Source organism: uncultured Microbulbifer sp. (genome assembly GCF_947489355.1).
Classification (GTDB): Bacteria; Pseudomonadota; Gammaproteobacteria; order Pseudomonadales; family Cellvibrionaceae; genus Microbulbifer.
On record NZ_CANLDD010000177.1, the window covers coordinates 1 to 487 of the forward strand.

Genomic DNA, 487 nt, shown 5'->3' on the forward strand with positions numbered 1-487 from the left:
AGGTTGTATTAATAGTAGTTTTAGCTGCAAGTATTGTGGGTTTTGCGGTTAAAGTTTTGGCCCGCACAGGCAAGGACGCAGAGGTGCCGACTGTATGGGATAAAGTGATTGTCGTGTCATCAAAAATATCTGTCAATCCAGATAAGGCTAAAGAATATATACTTCTTGGAAAAATGATGATGATGTTCGAGGGGAAGATTTAGCCTTTTATAATCTGGCGCGAAATGATTTTGGAAATAACTTTATAGGGTGGATTCAAGAAGATATTGAAGACCAGATGATACCTTGTGCAGTGTTTAAAACGGTTATGGCAGAGCTTGGTTATATGGGCTACCTTGATTGGAAGAATATATACAATATCGAAGAGTTTATTTTTTCTTTAGATGAAGTTTTATCGAAATTATCTCTCAAAAAAAATATCTCTGGAAGAAAAGCAAGAGATAACCACAGAAATACAGAAATCTAAAGATGATCAGAACTACATTGC

General features: G+C 35.7%; 2 protein-coding genes. Both read left to right on the top strand.

What is annotated here, in order from left to right; genetic code table 11:
* Window positions 1–203: hypothetical protein (locus tag Q1A48_RS21355; protein ID WP_299948892.1), on the top strand; the 203-nt coding region annotated here is incomplete at its 5' end.
* A gap of 89 nt (window positions 204–292) precedes the next feature.
* Window positions 293–466 carry a hypothetical protein gene (locus Q1A48_RS21360; protein WP_299948894.1) on the top strand — a complete coding sequence of 58 codons (174 nt, stop codon included), beginning with the start codon at window positions 293–295 and terminating at the stop codon, window positions 464–466.
* Window positions 467–487 lie beyond the last annotated feature (21 nt).